The 18,285-nt window shown below is 53.8% G+C and carries 18 protein-coding genes; 10 read left to right on the top strand and 8 right to left on the bottom strand.

The window, feature by feature from the left end; genetic code table 11:
- The first annotated feature begins 82 nt into the window (after nucleotides 1-82).
- Nucleotides 83-757, top strand: a complete 675-nt coding sequence (locus tag VXJ35_RS12145; protein WP_082880898.1) for a response regulator transcription factor — start codon at nucleotides 83-85, stop codon at nucleotides 755-757.
- A gap of 86 nt (nucleotides 758-843) precedes the next feature.
- Here the strand turns inward: VXJ35_RS12145 and VXJ35_RS12140 are convergent, their stop codons facing one another.
- From VXJ35_RS12140 to VXJ35_RS12130, 3 genes are all read right to left on the bottom strand, one after another.
- Nucleotides 844-2,697 carry a hybrid sensor histidine kinase/response regulator gene (locus VXJ35_RS12140; RefSeq protein WP_064021753.1) on the bottom strand — a complete coding sequence of 618 codons (1,854 nt, stop codon included), beginning with the start codon at nucleotides 2,695-2,697 and terminating at the stop codon, nucleotides 844-846.
- Between the two features lie 159 nt (nucleotides 2,698-2,856).
- On the bottom strand, nucleotides 2,857-4,152 hold the full coding sequence (locus VXJ35_RS12135) for a hypothetical protein (protein ID WP_064021752.1): 1,296 nt from the start codon (nucleotides 4,150-4,152) through the stop codon (nucleotides 2,857-2,859).
- A complete protein-coding gene (locus VXJ35_RS12130) occupies nucleotides 4,149-5,297 on the bottom strand; it encodes an ABC transporter ATP-binding protein (RefSeq protein WP_231914738.1) in 1,149 nt (382 codons plus the stop codon). The genes VXJ35_RS12135 and VXJ35_RS12130 overlap by 4 nt, the downstream gene beginning before the upstream one ends.
- A 34-nt stretch (nucleotides 5,298-5,331) precedes the next feature.
- On the opposite strand from VXJ35_RS12130, the gene VXJ35_RS12125 reads away from it, so the two are divergent.
- Genes VXJ35_RS12125 through acnB form a run of 3 tightly spaced genes read left to right on the top strand, consistent with a single transcriptional unit; the run spans nucleotide 5,332 to nucleotide 9,556 of the window.
- Nucleotides 5,332-6,342, top strand: coding sequence for an isocitrate/isopropylmalate dehydrogenase family protein (locus VXJ35_RS12125; RefSeq protein ID WP_064021751.1), 1,011 nt, complete (start codon nucleotides 5,332-5,334; stop codon nucleotides 6,340-6,342).
- Between the two features lie 22 nt (nucleotides 6,343-6,364).
- Nucleotides 6,365-6,979: a Uma2 family endonuclease gene (locus VXJ35_RS12120; protein ID WP_064021750.1), complete on the top strand. Its 615-nt coding sequence runs from the start codon at nucleotides 6,365-6,367 to the stop codon at nucleotides 6,977-6,979.
- Between the two features lie 18 nt (nucleotides 6,980-6,997).
- Entirely contained in the window at nucleotides 6,998-9,556 is a 2,559-nt protein-coding gene (gene acnB / locus VXJ35_RS12115; RefSeq protein ID WP_064021749.1) for a bifunctional aconitate hydratase 2/2-methylisocitrate dehydratase, read from the top strand.
- Nucleotides 9,557-9,648: 92 nt separating this feature from the next.
- Here acnB and VXJ35_RS12110 read toward each other — a convergent pair whose 3' ends face one another.
- From VXJ35_RS12110 to VXJ35_RS12095, 4 genes are read right to left on the bottom strand one after another with little or no spacing between them, the layout of a single operon-like run.
- The gene (locus VXJ35_RS12110; RefSeq protein WP_064021748.1) at nucleotides 9,649-10,419 is read right to left on the bottom strand and encodes a CpsD/CapB family tyrosine-protein kinase; all 771 of its coding nucleotides are present in this window, start codon (nucleotides 10,417-10,419) and stop codon (nucleotides 9,649-9,651) included.
- A gap of 17 nt (nucleotides 10,420-10,436) precedes the next feature.
- Complete coding sequence (locus tag VXJ35_RS12105) at nucleotides 10,437-12,182, bottom strand: lipopolysaccharide biosynthesis protein (protein WP_064021747.1); 1,746 nt, start codon at nucleotides 12,180-12,182, stop codon at nucleotides 10,437-10,439.
- A 1-nt stretch (nucleotide 12,183) separates the two neighbouring features.
- On the bottom strand, nucleotides 12,184-13,488 hold the full coding sequence (locus tag VXJ35_RS12100) for a hypothetical protein (protein WP_064021746.1): 1,305 nt from the start codon (nucleotides 13,486-13,488) through the stop codon (nucleotides 12,184-12,186).
- A gap of 26 nt (nucleotides 13,489-13,514) precedes the next feature.
- A complete protein-coding gene (locus tag VXJ35_RS12095; protein ID WP_231914737.1) occupies nucleotides 13,515-14,153 on the bottom strand; it encodes a polysaccharide biosynthesis/export family protein in 639 nt (212 codons plus the stop codon).
- A 219-nt stretch (nucleotides 14,154-14,372) separates the two neighbouring features.
- On the opposite strand from VXJ35_RS12095, the gene VXJ35_RS12090 reads away from it, so the two are divergent.
- The 5 genes from VXJ35_RS12090 to VXJ35_RS12070 are packed head-to-tail and all read left to right on the top strand — an operon-like array spanning nucleotide 14,373 to nucleotide 17,182.
- Complete coding sequence (locus VXJ35_RS12090) at nucleotides 14,373-14,735, top strand: HopJ type III effector protein (protein WP_331711071.1); 363 nt, start codon at nucleotides 14,373-14,375, stop codon at nucleotides 14,733-14,735.
- A gap of 3 nt (nucleotides 14,736-14,738) precedes the next feature.
- Nucleotides 14,739-15,794: an FAD-binding oxidoreductase gene (locus VXJ35_RS12085; RefSeq protein WP_064021745.1), complete on the top strand. Its 1,056-nt coding sequence runs from the start codon at nucleotides 14,739-14,741 to the stop codon at nucleotides 15,792-15,794.
- Complete coding sequence (locus VXJ35_RS12080; RefSeq protein ID WP_064021744.1) at nucleotides 15,772-16,356, top strand: class I SAM-dependent methyltransferase; 585 nt, start codon at nucleotides 15,772-15,774, stop codon at nucleotides 16,354-16,356. The genes VXJ35_RS12085 and VXJ35_RS12080 overlap by 23 nt, the downstream gene beginning before the upstream one ends.
- Nucleotides 16,357-16,389: 33 nt before the next feature.
- Complete coding sequence (locus VXJ35_RS12075; RefSeq protein ID WP_064021743.1) at nucleotides 16,390-16,704, top strand: pyrimidine/purine nucleoside phosphorylase; 315 nt, start codon at nucleotides 16,390-16,392, stop codon at nucleotides 16,702-16,704.
- A 4-nt stretch (nucleotides 16,705-16,708) separates the two neighbouring features.
- Nucleotides 16,709-17,182 carry an NYN domain-containing protein gene (locus VXJ35_RS12070; protein ID WP_064021742.1) on the top strand — a complete coding sequence of 158 codons (474 nt, stop codon included), beginning with the start codon at nucleotides 16,709-16,711 and terminating at the stop codon, nucleotides 17,180-17,182.
- Nucleotides 17,183-17,204: 22 nt separating this feature from the next.
- On the opposite strand, the gene VXJ35_RS12065 is transcribed toward VXJ35_RS12070, so the two are convergent.
- A complete protein-coding gene (locus VXJ35_RS12065; RefSeq protein ID WP_064021741.1) occupies nucleotides 17,205-17,747 on the bottom strand; it encodes an outer membrane protein assembly factor BamE in 543 nt (180 codons plus the stop codon).
- Between the two features lie 114 nt (nucleotides 17,748-17,861).
- On the opposite strand from VXJ35_RS12065, the gene fur reads away from it, so the two are divergent.
- Complete coding sequence (gene fur / locus VXJ35_RS12060; protein WP_064021740.1) at nucleotides 17,862-18,278, top strand: ferric iron uptake transcriptional regulator; 417 nt, start codon at nucleotides 17,862-17,864, stop codon at nucleotides 18,276-18,278.
- The last annotated feature ends 7 nt before the right edge of the window (nucleotides 18,279-18,285 follow it).

Here is an 18,285-nt window from a genome sequence, read left to right as displayed (position 1 = left end):
ACCAGTACAAACGTACTGGATTCATTTCCAACCCGCCGGGCGTACAATCATTTCACCGTATTAGCACAGGACAACCGTGGCTGTGAATATTTTGTTAATCGACGACCATTTCTGTGCCCGCGAGGGCGTGGCATGTTTGTTGAAACAGATATACCCGGATGTGCAGGTATTCGAGGCGGAGAGTTTCAAGGCCGGCTTGGCGATTGCCAGGGAGCAGGCAGTGAATTTGGTATTGCTAGATTTGCAGTTGCCGGATCGCAACGGTCTGGACGGTTTAGCCGAGTTGAAACAGGAATTTCCGAATTTGTGCGTGGTGATGTTTTCCGGAGTGGAAGACAGGGAGGTGGTGTTTCAGGCTTTGAAATTGGGGGCGATGGGATTTGTGGTCAAAACCGTTTCGCGGCGGGCCTTTGTCGAAGCGTTGCGCGATGTGTTGTCCGGCAAGGTGTATTTGCCGGCGACGATGGCCGGTAAGCCGTCGGTATCCGCAAGCAGTGACGACTCAATGTCCGGAATTCAGCCAAAAACCAGTCCGACCAGTTTGGGTTTGACTCCACGCGAGTTCGAGATTCTGCGTTGGATTGCTTGCGGCCATACCAATAAGTCGATTGCCAAGCGGTTAAACATTCAGGAGCAGACGGTCAGGAATCATTTGCGGCCGATTTTCCATAAATTTGGGGTGTCGCGGCGGACTGAGTTGCTGGTGAAGTTGTTCGAGCAGGGGGTTGTGTTTGGTTTGCCGGGGGCGGAATTTTAGAAAATCTCCCCTTGCCGCTCTTTTTCTAAGAAGGGGAATTGGCAGCGCTTTTGCGGTTGCGTAGAGACGTAGATCCGATGGCAGGCTTAAATAAGTTGCGCATCCCCCGTCTCGCGCTCTAGCGCCTTTACCATCGTCGCCATTAGCACATCCGACTTCGCCGGCTTGCGCAACAAGTGGGTGCCGGACGGCCAGCGGGCTTTGTCCTCTTCGCCGATACCTTCCGCCGACAGCACCAAGATCGGCACCGGGCGGCAATCGGCGTGGACGGCGGCGATGATGTCGTGGCCGGTTTCCTGATTGGACAGATAAAAATCGGTGATCAACAAATCCGGGACACGCACGTTGTCGGCCAATACCATGCGGGTTTCGGCCAGCGAGCCGGCGGTTTGCACATCGCAGCCCCAGGTTTGCAATTGGCAGCTCAGGGCGTCGAGCATGCAGGCATCGTCGTCCACGATCAACACCAAGCGGCCGGCGAAATCGCCGGTGGCGGCTGGCGATTCGAATGCGGGTTGGCAGTGTGGGGCGATGGCTAAGGTCAGTTTAAAGTCGCAGCCGCGTCCGGGTTTGGAGTACAGCGCCAGTTTATGGTCCGGCAAATGTTGGATGGCCGTGGCGACGTAAGCCAGACCGATCCCCAAGCCGTGAGCGCTGGGGTCGTTGTTGCGGCGCCGGCCGCGCACGAACTCCTTGAAAATCTCGCCTTGCACGTCGACAGCGATGCCGGGGCCACTGTCGCGGACACGTATTTGCAAGCGGTCCGGGCCGGTTTTGACCGCGGCCAACACGACCCAGCCGCTATCGGTGTACTTGATGGCGTTGTCCAGCAAATTGCCGATAATCTGGCTCAAAATGCTGGCGTCGCTTTGCACGCTGTAAGGCGGGCTTTGCCGTAGATGTACGATCAGCTTAAGTCCGCGTTTGGCGGCTTGCGGGGCGAATTGGTTTTCCAATGCGGACAGCAACAGATTGATGTCGACGCTAGTCAGTAACGGACGCTGAGTGCCGTTTTCCAGATTGCCGATGTCCAGAATATGGTTGACGGCGCGGTTCAATTCGTCGATGGCAAAACCCATGCGGCCGGCGATGTGTTGCAAATGCTGGCTGGCGGGTTCGCGGCAGGCGGTTTCCATCACCGAGGCGTAGCAGCTCAAGGCCTGCAACGGTTGTCGTAAATTGTGGCTGAGCTGGCGCAGGAAACGGGTTTTGCGTTCGGCGATGATCTCGACTTTGCGTTTTTCGCGGAAGGAGTTGCGGGCGTAGGCTTCCAGTTGGCAGCGGGTGCAGACGCCAAACAGGTTGACGATCACCAAATTGAGAATCGACGGGATCAAATCCACCACACTCAAGCCCAGCCAGTAACCGGCCAGCGGCATCGCCAGCGTCGTGCTCCAGCCGAAGCCTATCGTCGCCCGCAGCGACATGAACATCTGGCCGTAACTGAAAAAATACATAGGCAACAAGGCCGGCCAGGTTTCCTGATAATAGCGTGGGTTGCCGTCGATCAATAGCACCGTGGTCAGATGGGTTGCGGACAAGCCTGCGCTGAGCTTGGCGACGCCGTTGATTTTGTCCGCCGCGTTTGGACAGTATTGCAAGTAGTGGAACAGTCCGAACAATAACAGCACGATAGGCAAGCGCAGCAAAGCGTTGGTTCGGGAAGCGCTTCCGGTATGCAGGTCGAGCAGGATATAAGCCAGGAAGGCACAGGCGCCCAAGGCCAAAGCCCATTTTAACGGGGACAGCAAAACCCGGTAACGCTCCTGCCAAAACTCCCGTTCGGTGTCGGCATCGAATTGCGGAATGGCGAACAGCCGGCTGGGCGTAACCGCCGCGCATAATTCCTTGAAATTCAGAGGAATGTAGGGCGGTGCAGCCGAGCCCCGGAAAAAGGATTTTACCGAAATGTGTTCGATGAACGGCCTGGAAATGAGCATGTTACCGATCCCTTGTGCGGTGCCGGGCAGCGGCTGATGGCGATTCGCGTCAGCGCTTGCGGCGGCGTGGCTTTATTGTTGTTATGGCTCCGGCGGCATTGTCATGGCTATTACCGGTTTAGGCAAGGTAATTTCTAACAGGCGAAACCGTTCTATCGGTTACACGGCGTGCTGCCAACGCTGGCGAACCAGATACAAAACGGCGCCGCATTGCAGGACGGCGTAGAGCAGGGCGGCGAGCGCGGAATCGGCCCATAGCGGAAAAAATAACGCGGACAGTCCACTGATGCCCAAGGCGCCGAACAGGCCGGGCAGCACGCCGTAGAGCAACACCGCGGCCAGCAAGGTAAGGTTCAACGCGCGTTGCGGATTTTTACCGTAGCAGAAGTAAACGTAAATAGCGCAGTCGCGCCAGATTAACAATAGCGCAACCAACGGGTAGCTATGCAAGGACAGTTCGAACCAAGCGAAATGGACTCGATTGACGCTAAGGTATAGCGCAAACGGTACGGCCAGGCTAAAGCTCAGCCAACTGAGCGGTAACTCTTCCGCCACCCGCCGCCAATTGCGTTGCCGGTAATAGTCCAGCAAGCGTTTGATGCCCATCGCTTCCTGGGGTTCGGCGACGAGGCCGAGATAAGTCAAGCCGCCGCAAACGCCGAATCCGGCGGTCGCCAACGCATAGCTGCCGGACGGTAGCAGTCCGCCTAGATAGACAATCAGAAATACGATGAAGCCGAGCCAAGCCGACGGCGGCTTACGTAGCCCCAGGGCTTGCGCCAGGAGCCGGTAATTGGCGGCCATGCACCAGAACACGGCGCAGAACAGGCTGAATTGGACAAAATCGCGCTGGTTTAGCGCCCAGGCGTACCAAAAAATCCGCGGCGAAGGCCCGCCGCTAAGGCTGGCCATTTCCGCTATATCGCCTAACTGCGGCGCAACCACAGCAAAGCCGATCAGGGCCGGTAGCAGAATGGATCCGGTCTTGGTTTGGCCGCGCCTTACCGCCAGCAGGCCAAGCAATAGGGCGGCACTTTGCACCAACAACGCACCGGCAACGGCATAAATATAAAAGTGGAGCAGGTCGGTGCCGGGGCCGGCGGCGAGCGTGTATATCGCCAAGCATAAGCCGGCGCAGTACCAGACCATGCTGGTGCTGCCCAACAGTTTGCCCCAGGCCATTTGCCACGGACCCAAAGCCGACAAGCGTTGCGTATCCCAAGTGCGGTCGCGGTATTCGTCGACGATACTGTCCAGGCTCTGGCGGGCGCCCCATAGTAGCGTAATCAGCCAGAACAGGCTCAGCGCGGCGCCGGCGCTGATCGAGCCGAAGCGGTAATCGTCCAGAAAATAGCAGAGCGCGAAGATGGCGCCGAGTATCGCAGTAGCCGAGCCGAGGCGGGCCGCAGGGCATTCCAGCAGTAGTTGGCGTTCGAATTCCGGGTTCGGGTTCATGGCTGCTTATCCAGGGTTTGCAGATAAGCGTCTTGCAGATTGACCGCGGCGGGAGCGAATTCGCACACCGGCAGGCCGGCATCCAGCAACGCTTTTAGCGCCCGATGTTGGCTGAGGCCCTCGCTTTCCAGGTTAACGATGGCAAGGCGGTCCTGATCGGTTCGCACCAGTTCCAGCCCCGGTAGTTTACGCAAGATGTCGGCTAGTTGCGGTATTGCGGCGGCTAACTGCAGGCGGAACGGTTTGTGTTGCGCCGGAGCGTTGAGAGCGGCATGCTCGACGATGCGGCCTTGGCGCAGCACCAGCATGTCGCTGCTGTAAGCTTCCAGTTCGGCCAGGATGTGCGACGACACTACCAAGGTCATGCCTTGGCGCTGCAATTGCAGAAACAGCTCGGCCAGTTGGTGACGGGCTTCGGGATCTAGGCCCGAGGCCGGTTCGTCCAACAGCACTACCGCCGGTTTGTGGATGATGGCTTGAGCGATGGCTAGCCGTTGCCGCAAACCGCGCGATAATTCGCCGGGGTATTGGTCCAGGCGGTCTTCGATCTGCAGGCTGCGAGCCACATCGGCGATTGCGGCCGGGCAATCCGCTGCGGCGATGCCTTGGGCGCGGGCGACGTAGTGCAGGCATTGGCGCACGGTCAGGCGTTGGTAGAGGCCGAAAAAGTCCGATAAATAGCCGATGATGCGGTGGCAGGCGCGCGGTTGTTCCAGCACGTCGATCCCGCCAATTTCAATGCGCCCGCTGACGGGTTGCTCCAAGGCTGCCATGCAGCGCAGCAACGTGGTTTTGCCGGCGCCGTTCGGGCCGACCAAGGCTGTGACGCGGCCTTGCGGAATCGTAAAGCTGGCTCGGTCTAAAGCGCGCACGCCGGGGTATTCGAAAATCAGATTATCGACTGCGATCATCGGCAATACCGTGGCGGTGAAGTTGAAACGGATGATACCGGTAATTGCCGGCAAAAGCTTGGCTGCTAAAGCCGCGCCGGTCAAAATGCCTTGCAGTAGTGTGTCGGTACGAGATTTGCTAATGACTTTGGGAGTGCATAGCCGCCGCGTCGGCCGAGGATAAGGAATCCAGGATTGCCGGCCGTTCGGGGGCATGCCGCCCGCATGGGCCGGCGCACCGAAACGGTGTATCATGAGCACCATTTTTAAACAAAAGCAGGAGATATGAATGCACAACGTCACGTTGATCAAAGGTGATGGTATCGGCCCTTCGATTATGGAAGCCGCGGTAGCGGTGATTAACGCCTCCGGCGCGAAAATTCACTGGCATGAAGCCGACGCCGGCATGTCGGCTTACGAGCGGACCGGCACGCCTTTACCCGATGCGACGATGGAATCGATCGCCCAGACCCGGGTGGCATTCAAAGGCCCGTTGACGACAATGGTCGGCGAGGGCTTCAGAAGTATCAATGTGGAACTGCGCAAACAATACGACCTGTATGCCAACGTGCGTCCGGCGAAGAGCTGGAATGGCGTCAAGACCCGTTACGACGATGTCGATATCGTCATCGTCCGCGAAAACACCGAAGGCTTATACGTCGGCCTGGAACATTATCTGACCCCGGCCAAGGACATCGCCGAGAGTTTGGCCGTGGTCACCAAGGCCGGCTCCGAGCGTATCGTCGAATACGCCTTCAAATATGCCATCGACAACGAGCGCAAGAAAGTCACTGTCTGCCATAAAGCCAACATCCTGAAATACACGCAAGGCTTGTTCCTGAAAACTGCTCGCGAAGTGGCGGCGAAATATCCCCAAATCGAGTTCGACGAAAAAATCGTCGATGCGGCGTGCATGCACATGGTGATGAAGCCTGAGCAATTCGACGTAGTGGTCACCACCAACATGTTCGGCGATATTCTGTCCGATTTGACCGCCGGCTTGGTCGGCGGCTTGGGGCTAATTCCCGGCGCCAACATAGGCGAAGACGCGGCCTTGTTCGAAGCGGTTCACGGCAGCGCGCCGGACATTGCCGGCAAAAATATTGCCAATCCGACCGCAGTGATGATGGCGGGCGTGATGATGCTGAACCATCTCGGCGAACACGAGGCGGCGGTGCGGATGCAAAAAGCCATCGAGAAAGTCGTCAACGAAGGCGTTTACGTGACGCCGGATTTGAATCCGGCCAGTCAATACGGCACCAAGGAAATGGGTCAGGCCATCGTCGACGCGATGGAGTGATTAACCAGCGGCGGAGGCGGTTATGAGTGCGCAACCTAGATTCGATAAGCCCTGGATGTCCATCGAGGATTATCTGGCGGCGGAATTGCTGAGCGACATAAAGCACGAGTATGACGACGGTGAAGTCGTGGCTATGTCTGGCGCCAGTAAGAATCATGAGCGGATTAAGATGAATTTGGCTCGCCTGTTGGGCAATCATTTACAAGGCAAGCCCTGCGAACCGTTTTCCTCCGACGTAAAAGTCAAAGTTGGCCAATACCTGTTTTATCCGGATGCGATGGTGGTGTGCGACGATACCTCGACCCACGACTATTATGCCGAAGCGCCGGTATTGGTCGTCGAAATATTGTCCAAATCCACCCGCCGCCGCGACGAAACCATCAAACGCCGGCTATACCAAACCATTCCCAGCCTGTTGGAATATGTGCTGATCGAACAAGACATCGTCGATGTCGAGATTTGCCGGCGTAGGGAAGGCTGGGTATCCAATCATTACTTTCTCGGCGATCAAGCTCGCTTCGAATCGGTGGATTTAACCCTGGATGTCGACGAGATTTATCAGCGGGTCGATAACGACGACATGCGCACTTTTATCGCCGAACAAGCCGCCGCAGACCACGCGTCCCAAGCCCAATAATTTTCACTGGAAAACATCATGCTAGAACAATACCGAAAACACGTCGCCGAACGCGCTGCCGAAGGCATCGTTCCTAAACCGCTGGATGCCGAGCAAGTCGCGGCGCTGGTCGAACTGTTGAAAAACCCGCCGGTGGGCGAGGAAGGTTTTTTAATCGACTTGCTGGAAAACAGGATTCCGGCTGGTGTCGACGAAGCGGCTTACGTCAAAGCCGGCTTTCTGACCGCCATTGCCAAAGGCGAGGCGACGTCGCCGTTGATTACCCCGGAAAAAGCCACCGAATTGCTGGGCACCATGCTCGGCGGCTACAACGTCGCGCCGTTGATCGAATTGCTGGACAATTCCGCATTGGCGCCGATTGCTGCGAAAGCGCTGTCGCAAATTTTGCTGATCTTCGATGCGTTCCACGACGTTCAGGAAAAAGCTCAAGCCGGTAACGCTTACGCCAAACAAGTGCTGCAATCCTGGGCCGATGCGGAATGGTTTACCAGCCGCTCGGAAGTGCCGGAAAAACTCACCGTGACGGTATTCAAAGTGACCGGCGAAACCAACACCGACGACCTGTCGCCGGCGCCGGACGCCTGGTCGCGGCCGGATATTCCGTTGCACGCCAAAGCGATGCTGAAAATGCCGCGCGACGGCATTACTAATGCCGAACAGCAAATCAACGAGTTAAACGCTAAAGGCTTTCCAGTCGCCTATGTCGGCGACGTGGTCGGCACCGGCTCCTCACGCAAATCCGCGACCAACTCGGTGCTGTGGTTCATGGGCGACGACATTCCGTACATCCCCAACAAACGCGCCGGCGGGGTCTGTATCGGCGGCAAGATCGCGCCGATTTTCTTCAATACCATGGAAGACTCCGGCGCGCTGCCGATTGAGTGCGATGTGACTAATATGGCGATGGGCGACGTGATCGACATTTATCCGTATCAAGGCGTGGTCAAGCGTCACGGCAGCGATGAGGTGGTCTGCGAATTCAAACTGAAAACCGACGTGATTCTGGACGAAGTCCGCGCCGGCGGCCGGATTCCGCTGATCATTGGTCGCGGCTTGACTGACAAGGCTCGTCAAGCCCTGGGCTTGCCGGCGTCGAGCGTATTCCGCCGCTTGGGCGAAGCCGCCGATACTGGAAAGGGCTATACGCTGGCGCAGAAAATCGTCGGCAAGGCTTGCGGCGTGGCCGGCGTGCGTCCGGGCAGCTATTGCGAACCGAAAATGACTACGGTCGGCTCGCAAGACACCACCGGACCTATGACCCGCGACGAGCTGAAAGACCTGGCTTGCTTAGGCTTCTCTGCGGATTTGGTGATGCAATCGTTCTGCCATACCGCCGCTTATCCCAAGCCGGTCGACGTGCAGATGCAGCATACCCTGCCGGATTTCATCATGACTCGTGGCGGCGTGTCGCTGCGGCCTGGCGACGGCGTGATTCACTCCTGGCTGAACCGGATGCTGTTGCCGGATACTGTCGGCACCGGCGGCGATTCGCACACCCGTTTTCCGATCGGCATTTCCTTCCCGGCCGGTTCCGGCCTAGTGGCCTTTGCCGCGGCGACCGGCGTGATGCCGCTGGACATGCCGGAATCGGTGCTGGTGCGCTTCAAAGGCCAAATGCAGTCGGGTATTACCTTGCGCGATTTGGTCAACGCGATTCCTTATGCGGCTCTGAAAAGCGGCTCGTTGACCGTCGCCAAGCAGGGCAAGAAGAACGTGTTTTCCGGGCGGATTCTGGAGATTGAAGGTTTGCCGGATTTAAAAGTCGAGCAAGCGTTCGAGTTATCGGACGCCTCGGCCGAACGTTCCGCCGGCGGTTGCACGATCAAGTTAAACGAAGCGCCGATCCGCGAGTATCTGAACTCCAACATCACCTTGCTGAAATGGATGATTGCCGAAGGCTATGGCGATGCCCGAACCATTCAACGCCGGATCAAGGCTATGCAGGATTGGCTGGCTAATCCGGTATTGATGGAAGCGGACAAGGACGCCGAATATGCGGAGATTATCGAAATCGATTTGAACGAAATCACCGAGCCGCTTTTAGCTTGCCCGAACGACCCGGACGACATCAAGCCGTTATCCGAAGTCGCCGGCACCAAGATCGACGAAGTCTTCATCGGTTCCTGCATGACCAACATCGGCCACTTCCGCGCTGCCGGCAAATTGCTGGAAAAAGCTAAAGACCTGCCGACCCGTTTATGGGTGGCGCCGCCGACCAAGATGGACCAAAATCAATTGGTCGAGGAAGGCTACTATGGCACCTTCGGCAAGGTCGGCGCCCGCACCGAAATGCCGGGCTGCTCGCTATGCATGGGTAATCAGGCGAGGGTGGCGGAAGGCTCGACGGTGGTATCGACTTCGACCCGCAACTTCCCCAACCGCTTGGGCAATGGCGCCAACGTCTATCTGTCCTCGGCGGAATTGGCGGCGGTATGCTCGTTATTGGGTAAGATTCCGACGCTTGCCGAGTACATGCAATACGCGGCTAGTATCGAACAAACCAGCGCGGATACCTACCGCTATCTGAACTTCGATAAAATTGATAGCTATCAAGACAAAGCCAAGCAAGTCGCGTGATGGGCCAATAAAAAAGCCGGACTACCTGTTTTAGGTAGTCCGGCTTTCTAAGTGTAAAGTGGCTGCTGGGTTACGGGGCTGTCAAACGGCTTTTAGACCGCTTCGTTAAAGCCGATTTTATTGTCGGTGGCCTTGTTGAATACCGCTCCCAAAACGTTAGTATCTTTCAACAACGATGCGGCGTTCTTCAGTTCGTCGGTTTTGGTGTGGCCTTCTTCCACTACCAGCAGCACGCAATCCACATACGGCGAGAAGCCCAGCGTGTCGTCGTGCGACAGGATCGGCGGCATATCGAAAATGATAATCCGCGACGGATAACGGCTCTTCAATTCGTTGACCAGTCTGACCATCTTCGGCGAGCGTAGCATTTCAGTGGCATTGAACAGGGGGTTGCCTGCGGGAAGTACCACTAGCCGCTCTACGCCGGGATTGACTAGCATCGAGCTGATTTCCTTATCGTTCAACAAATAATCGCTGAGGCCGGCGTCGGTTTTGATGCCGAATAAGCGGTCTATACTCGGATTGCGCAGATTGGCATCGACCAATAATGCGGTTCTGTCCAATTCCATCGCCACGCTGATCGCCAGGTTGACTGCGGTCAAGCTATTGCCCGAGCCGCCGCTGGTGCTGGTGATGGCAACGGTTTTCCATTCCATCGCATCCATTTGTTGCATGCAGCGGGTTCGCAACATCCGGTAAGATTCCAGCCATTTGCTTGGCGAATCGGAGCAAAGAATTCGGTTTTGCTTAAGTAGGCTCTGTTCCGGTTTATGGATCCGGGTTTGGGTATAGGCGATGTTGACTTTGTCGTCGAAACGGACGTTTTCAGTAGCGGTTGCCGCAGTATTTTGAATTGAGTTCATAGCTAAAGTCCTTGGCCTTATTGGTTGCCTATCACGCGCAATAGTTTGTACCAGAATACGTCCAACGGCATGATGATCATATGAAACAAAATAGCGGCCAACAATCCAGCGGCTACGCAGCCTATGAGTAATAGTTTTCGCCTGTTACTTTGGGCTTTATTTTCCGTTTCGCTTTCCAAATAAGGGATCGCTGCTAGCGGTTCCATTCCTAGGATAGCCGTAACAGCCTTCGGGCCGTTTATGGTGGGGTCAAAGATTTCGGCCAGTGCCACTGCTCCAAAGCCGGTGCAGACAGCGACCAGCAAGCCCAAAATAAGTATTGCGATTCGGTTCGGACTAACCGGTTCCAAAGGCTCTTGAGGAGGATCGATCAGAGTAAAGCGTTCTCCCTTTCTTTCCATTTCTAATTGCTGGGATATTTGCGCTTCCATTTCTCGAGCGCTAACTTCGCGATATCGAATATTCGTATTATCTAATTCCTGCAACAAGTCGGTGTATTCCTTTTCGACCAACGGTGCTTGGCGCAAGCTGTTACGCAATTCTTCCATTTTCGCTTTAATTTGGCCGCGAGTGTAATTCAGAGATTCGATTTCGGTTTTAACGGAATCGAGTTGGGATTTTAGCGTAATAAAAGCAGGGTTGTCAGGTTGCAAAGTTGTGTTGGTATATTCGCTCTGCTTGGCATCGACCAAACTCTGCTGAAGAGCCGAAATTTGTTTTTGCAATTTTTGTATGTCTGGATGTTTTTCCGAATATTGTTTTAATAGCAATGCTAGTTCGGCTTTTTTGTCGGTCAATTCCGCGTTCATAGCGTTAATATCGGAGTTTGAACCAATTTCTTTTTGTAAAGACTCGATTTCTCGCTTTATCTTAATTACGTCAGGATGATTCGGCGAATGGCTGGATAGTACCGATGGATACTGCGATTGCAGTTCTTTTAGGCGGTCTTTCATATCGAAAACCCGATTGCCTGCGGCATTACTTGCCATTGCGTTGGGGTCGATCTGAGCTAATTCGCCTTCCAAATAAAAACGCCTATCATTTAAAGAACGTTCCTGGCTATCCAGTGACAGCAGCTGATTGCTAAGTGATGTCAACTCCTGCTGGTTAAGAGCGCTGATTTGCGGTAGTTGGTTCAGGTTGCGTTCCTTGAACGTCGCGAGGCTGTTCTGAATTTCCTGAATTTTGGCTTTAAGGCGCTTGGATTCTTCGCTCAAAAATAATGCTGCATTTTCCGCTGATTCGGTTCTGGATTTGATGTTTTCTTTCAAAAACAACGAGGTTAATTCGTTTGCAACTTTCTGAGCCAATGCCGGTGATTTGTCGTCGAATGTTAAGGTGAACGCAATCGTCGCTTGGGCCGCTGCGCCGCTGCGATGATCAGCGACATCAGCGCTGATGGTTTCAACCTTGATGCTCTTACGCATTTTTTCCAGAATTACCTCCTCTGTTTTCTTCTTACGGTCATCGGCGTAGAGATCGTACTTTTTGATGATTTCAGTCAGATTTGGTCGGGTCATGATTCGCTGGCTGATGACCTGAATTCGTTGGTCGGCGAATGTGGTGACCGTGGAGCGAACTAATTCCGAGGGAATTTCCTGAGCTTCAATCAAAATGGTGGAGGTGGAGCGGAAAATTGACGGTAATAACACAGCCAATAAAAGACTGATAAGAGCAATCAGCAAAAAAGGGATATATAAAAATTTTCTGCGCCGCTTAATGATCTTCAGATAATCCTTGATGTCGAGGGTATGATTTTCCACGCTATTTCACCTGACGATTGATTTGAGGTTGGTATGAGAACTGAAATTGCACGCTATTGCCGATTGCGGTTTGGTTGTTGGATTCAAAGTATTGTTGGCGATAAGAATAAGAGAAATCCAGATTAATCTCTGGAGTCCATTGCCAGCGGATATTAGGCGATATTGCGGCATAAGTGCGATTGTTACTTGAGCTAATATCTCCGAAAGTCGATACTGTTTCGGCGATTAAATAATTGGCGTTTATACCGGTCGACCAGCGTTCGCTCAAATTGTAATTGGCTGCTGCCGAAAATGTTGTCGATGTTTGCTGAGTTCCGGAGCTTGCCGGGTTTAATTGCTGTCCTGCGTTTAAATTTATGCTGCCCCATTCACTCTTTTGGGTTAGGTTAGCAGAGAATACGTGTCCACTGGTTCTACTGTTTTGACTGAATTCGGTTGATTGAAAAAGTGGATTGTTAAAAATTGTATGACCAACTGTTTCTGTATCGGTATTACGAATGCCCGCGGAGAATGATAATTGTAGTTGTTCGCTGAATGCATACTGTAACCCAGCCTGATAATTTAATGTAGCCGAATTTTGGTTGTAAGTTGTTGTTCCTTTTGATAGAAATGGAATAACGTCAAAACCTGCGACTTTTCTTACGGTACCAAATCCACTTATATCGCTAATGGAGTCAAACTTTGAATAACTGCCAATCAAATTAAATGATAGTCGTTGGCTGTAAGCATGAGTAGCAATTGCGCTAAATTGCTGGTTTTTGTAATCGGAGAATGCGTTGCTGCTTGCTATATTTTCTGGTCTATCAAATTTTACGTCAGTTAAGTTATAACTTAACTGTAACGAATTCTTCTCGGTCAGGAAATAAGTAAAACTAGGGGACAAAGACTTTGAAATTCGAGGAACTTGAGTTCTGAGATTGCCGGATCCTGTTTCGTCTAACTGCGTGCTTAAAGAAGATTGTTCTAAATAACTCGCCCCGAAATCCGTTTTAAAAAGTTCGTGTCTAAACTGATGGTTTAAGTTAGCTAGCTTCTCGGAAAAATTGAGTGAGGACTCTCCGTGATAAATCAACTCATTCCATCTGAATTTAGTTGTCAGGTCGTTGTTTTCGGAGATGTAACCAGATGTAAGGGCGGGAGATAGAGTGCTTACCCAGTTATCTCTAATTGGATCTGGTTGCAAACGCAAGTTATCGTCGTAGCGTTCTTTAAAACTGAAATCGGGTTCGAATAAAAGGTCCAGCGCGTAGCTGTTACCAGAGCACAAAACCAAGGCCGGTAACAAAAAATCCGTTTTAATCTTCATAGATAGTAATACCTATCTAGTTCCATTTAGGGTACGGTTACCGTATCCCCTGGTTCCAGCAGAATATTCTGTTCTAAATCTTCCCCGTTAATCACGTCGTCGTAATCGAACGGAAAGACTTTGACTTGGTCGCCGGAGCGGCGAATGATGCTGATCGACCCTTCCTTGGCGAATACCGTCAGGCCGCCGGCTAAGCTCAGCGCTTGCAATACATCGAGCCGCCGACCGGAAAATACTTGGCCGGGTTTGTTGACCTTGCCGATCACGAATACCGAATTGCCTTGGTTGTTGAGTAACTTAACGCTGACTGACGGATCGGCGATGTAGTCCGACAATCGGGTCGTCAGATTATCTTTGAGCTCGGTGATGGTTTTACCCGCCGCACCGACTGTGCCGATCAACGGAAAGATGATGGTACCGTCCGGCGAGATCAAAATCTGCAACTGTTGCAGGCCTTCTTCCTTCCAGACCGTGATTTCCAGTGCATCGCCCGGCGACAACTGGTACGAGGCGTAATTGGTTTGTTCGATGGTTACGCCCGGTGCCGGGGAGGTGGGCGATGGGCTGGGTTCCGCTTGTGGGGACTGGGATGTTGGATCGGGCTCGGCTAGCGTAGCGACCGGGAAAAACAGGCAGAAAGATAAAAGTGTAATTATCTGTTTCAAAATGTATCCCTTTATGATGTTATTGAGGTTGGAATCCGTTTGGACTGATCGGTCGTTCAGACCGGCCAGATGGTAGGCACGGAATATAACAATAATAAGACAATCCTGACTGTTGCTAAGGGTGGTGCCGAGCAACAAGGCCTCGGTCGGAATTATAACCTCTAATTGAGTCGTTTTGTGCGGTTATGGCTGTAACAAGGCGAATAATATGGGAATTTTATGAATATACCAATATCGTTGACTGATTTTCTCGATAAGTTAAAAAATAAACAAGCTATTGATTTTAAAGAGGCCATGGACGTAATTGCGAAAAATTACCATTATCGGCCAACCCGGTTCAGTAACGGTTTGGAGCCGTGTCTGGTGAATGAGGCCGGGCAGAACGAGGGTTCGTGCCGAATTTTCGCATTTGCCAAGATACACAACTTGTCGGCGGAACAAGCCTTAGCCTTGTTTGGCGATTATTACCGGCAAGATGTACTGGGCAATCCGGATGGTACTGATCACCAAAACATCCGTAATTTCATGCGCGACGGTTGGGCCGGCATCCAATTCGACGGGGAAGCATTGCAAGCCAAGTAGTCGATGGAAATCGATGTTTTGATCGTCGGCCAGGGACTCGCCGGCAGTCTTTTGGCCTGGGAATTGGCTGGCAGAGGCTTGGCCGTGTGTGTGGTCGACAATGAGCTTTGTAATGCGTCGCGGGTTGCGGCGGGTCTGGTCAATCCGGTCAGCGGCCGGCGGCTGGTGTTACAGCCTAACATCGCCGGCTTGTTGCCGGCAGCCCGGCACTGCTATGGCCGATTGGCGCGCTTTTTCGGCGACCAGTTCTTCGTCGAACGTCCGATGTGGAAAATTCTGTCCGGCCCGGCACAGAAACAACAAGCCGAACGCCGTCTGCAGCAAGCCGAATACGCCGAATATTTGCAAACCACCGATATCGGCGGCCATGGGGTAGTGGCGCCGTTTGGCATTCTGCGCCAGTTGCAGACCGGCTATCTGAAAACTGAAGCCTTGCTCGATGCCTTGCGAGCCTGGCTGCTCGCAAGCGGCGCTTACCGGCAGGCCGAATTCGATTACGCCGCTATGTGCCTGGAGCCGGATTTGCGCTGGCACGACATCAAGCCCAAACAGATCGTATTCTGCGAAGGCTACTTGGCGCAGGGCAATCCCTGGTTCGGCCGCTTGCCGTTTCAACCTGCGAAGGGCGTGATTTTGACTTGCACCAGCCAAACGCCTTTGCCTAGCCAGATCTTGAATTACGGGCATTGGTTGCTGCCGCTAACTGTCGATACATTCAAAACCGGAGCAACCTTCGATCCGCTAACTTTAAATCTTGATCCCGAACCCGCCTCCGAAAAGTCTTTGCTGGCGGATTTGCATGCAATCGTGCCTGATCTGGGCGGAATTCGGGTGATCCGGCACCAGGCAGGCATCCGGCCGGCGACGCTGGACAAGGAGCCGCTGATAGGCCGGCATCCTCGGTATTCCGGCCTCTATATATTCAACGGTTTCGGTGCCAAAGGCAGTCTGCTGATTCCCTGGTATGCGGCGCGTTTTGCCGATTACCTACAACAGCGTATGCCGTTGCCGCCAGCGTGCGATATAAGGCGATACTATGCCTCGCATTTCTCTGGTTAACGCGGCTCAGCTTGCCGTTAAATCCTGTCTGCGGCCAGGCGACATTGCCGTCGATGCGACGCTGGGCAACGGTTACGATACGGTGTTTTTGGCCGAATCTGTCGGTCCGGCCGGTCATGTTTACGGTTTCGACGTGCAGCACCGGGCCTTGGTCAGTAGCTACCAAAAACTGTTGGCCAACGACCTGCAGCGGCGGGTAACGTTACGTTTGGCCAGCCACGCCGATATGCTCGAGGTCTTGCCCGAACAGGTCCAGGGTAAGGTTGCCGCAGTCATGTTCAATCTGGGCTATCTGCCCGGTGCCGACAAAACCGTAATGACTCGCGCAGATTCCACCCTCAGAGCATTGGCGGCAGCCTGTCAAGTGCTGGCCGAATCCGGAGTCATCACGGTACTGGCTTATCCGGGCCACGCCGGCGGCGACGAAGAAACCGAGCGGTTAGCGGAATGGTTGTGCAGTATCGATCCGGGTCAGTTCAAAACCGAACTGCTGTTGAGCCAGTTCGACAAGCCCGGCGCTCCCCGGCTTTTTATTCTGCGCAAACGGGACGATCTGCTATGATTGCGCTCCTTTTTAACCAGCCCCTGCAGGAACATGTCAGAGTTCAACAACGTCACCATCGTCAAACAAGCCAACGTTTACTTCGACGGCAAAGTCAACAGCCGCACCATTCGCTTTGCCGATGGTTCTACCAAAACTTTGGGCTTCATGCAGCCCGGCGAATACACCTTCAATACCGCCGACCCGGAGTTGATGGAGATTTTGTCCGGCGAGTTGGACGTGCAATTGCCCGGCAGCGATGTTTGGCAATCGGTCGCCGGCGGCGAATCGTTCAATGTTCCTGGCAATGCCACATTCACCATGAAAGTTAAAACGGCCAGCGACTATTGCTGCTCGTTTTTGAAATAAGCCGATGGAGCGGGTGGCGATTTTTGCCGACGTGCAGAATGTGTACTACACGACGCGGGAGCGCTACCAAAAACACTTCGACTACACGGCTTTTTGGCGCCATGCCACTACCAATAGGCAAGTAGTGGCGGCCTTTGCCTATGCGATAGACCGCGGCGACAGCAAGCAGCAAGGTTTTCAAAATATCCTGAAAACGATTGGCTTCACGGTAAAGCTGAAGCCGTATATCCAGCGCCGCGACGGCAGCACCAAGGGCGATTGGGATGTCGGCATCACGATAGACGTGTTGGATTTTGCCGGGCAGGTGGATAGGGTGGTGCTGTTATCGGGCGACGGCGATTTCGCCATTCTTCTGCACAAATTGAAACGAGACTACGGTCTGCCGTGCGATGTCTACGGTGTGCGCAGTTTGACGGCTGCAGCACTGATCGATGCTGCCGACAATTTCGTCGCGATTGCCGACGCGTTGTTATTGTAAAACCGCCGCTATATATCGCGGTTTACTGCGGTTCGCCGCCGTCTTCGACTAATTCTTTGCCTTTCTCCGCCGACGGGCTGGCATCTTTGGCGTCTTTTACCGTTCTCCGCGCCATTGGATCGGGTTCGTCACCGAACAGGCCGGTAATTTTTTCCCACATCGAACGGTCCAGATCGCGTTTAGGCACGTCGACGCTGGTTTCGGTGGATTCCTTGGCCACCGGTAGCGAACTGGGCCGGAAGTCGCCTTGCACGCCAATCAGGTTGTCGCCTTCGAAGAACAAAGAGATGCGTTTTTGCATGCGGTTGTCGCCGCCGGGCTGTTCCGAATACAGGTAATCCCAGCGTTTCTCATGAAAGGCGTCGGTCAGCATCGGCGATCCCATGATGTACAGCACCTGGCGTTTGGTCATGTTCGGCCTGAGCTGGTTCACCATGCTTTGGTCGATGATGTTGCCTTGTTCGATGTCCAGCGTATAAACGCCCGGCAGATTATTCAGCACGGTGCTGCAGGCGCATAAGCCCAATCCGGTGGCAGCCGCGAGCAGAAGAGACGATTTTTTCATGACGATTGTTGGAGGTCCTGCGACAAACGGGCGTGCATTATCCCACAATTCGGCCTGCGGCTCGGTGCAAAAAACGATACAATGCCGGGATGGTTGGATTTACGAGGACAGGCGATGGAAACTCAGGATTTGCGTAACGCTGGCTTAAAAGTCACTCTGCCCAGGGTCAAAATCTTGGAGATTCTGGAAAAACAACAGGACGACAGGCATCTGTCCGCAGAGAAAGTCTATAAGATTCTGTTGGCCGAAGGCGAAGAAATCGGTCTGGCGACCGTTTACCGGGTGTTGACCCAATTCGAAGCCGCCGGTCTGGTCAATCGCCACCACTTCGAGGGCGGTAACTCGATTTTCGAACTGAACAGCGGCGGCCATCACGACCATGTCGTGTGCATGAAGTGCGGCAGGGTCGACGAATTCACCGACGAAGTAATCGAAAAGCGCCAATCGGAGATCGCCAACCGGCTGGGTTATACCTTGACCGACCACAGCTTATATCTATACGGCTACTGCGCCGCCTGCAAAAGCCCCTAACTCTTTC

The organism is Methylomonas sp. DH-1 (genome assembly GCF_046097555.1).
GTDB classification, from domain to species: domain Bacteria; phylum Pseudomonadota; class Gammaproteobacteria; order Methylococcales; family Methylomonadaceae; genus Methylomonas; species Methylomonas koyamae.
This window is presented reverse-complemented; position numbering and strand designations above follow the sequence as displayed.